The organism is Klebsiella sp. HMSC09D12, assembly GCF_001808475.1.
GTDB classification, from domain to species: domain Bacteria; phylum Pseudomonadota; class Gammaproteobacteria; order Enterobacterales; family Enterobacteriaceae; genus Klebsiella; species Klebsiella oxytoca.
The window spans coordinates 1-553 of the sequence record NZ_KV793446.1 but is presented as its reverse complement, the minus strand read 5'-3'; the positions used below and the strand labels follow the sequence as shown (position 1 = coordinate 553).

Genomic DNA, 553 nt, shown 5'->3' with positions numbered 1-553 from the left:
CGCTGAGGGATCCCCATAAAACAGCGCTAATAAACCAGCACCATACTTCGGTAGGCTCTGGCGAGGTGGTTAAGAACGGTGCTCAGCACCGTTCGCCTTAATATTAGCGGGGAGTGTCGCAGGACATTCTCCGCTAACGTCAGATAAGAGATTACCCGCCGCGATTTAACACTGTTGGCCTGATACCTTACATGTAATCCTTTACTTTCTGCATGATAACCAATAAGCCATAGGACTATTGTGCTCAGCGTTGCCAGCAGGCTCAGCACCAGCATTCTTCCCGCTGAACGGCTGTAACTGGCCCGCAGACCGAACCCGAACCGTTCGCTTTTCTCATCGCGGAAGTTCTGCTCTATCTGCATTCGGCGACTGTATAACTTCATGATTTCACGTGGCTTAAAGTCGTCTGTGCTGCTGAAGATGAGCCACGGCTCTTTTGCTGAAGAGCGCCCGTCGCGAACCTGAGATTTGCGTTTTATACGACACCGTGAGTGCCGGTGTTTCCGGCATTTTGGTTCTTTCCTGTGCAGATAAAAATGTCCCTCACACCGGG

The 553-nt window shown here is 51.2% G+C and carries 1 protein-coding gene; it reads right to left on the bottom strand.

Annotated elements, in window-relative coordinates; all coding sequences use genetic code 11:
- Positions 1 to 26 precede the first annotated feature (26 nt).
- A partial coding sequence (locus HMPREF3178_RS08410; protein ID WP_139146021.1) for an IS4 family transposase occupies positions 27 to 553 on the bottom strand: 527 nt, incomplete at its 5' end.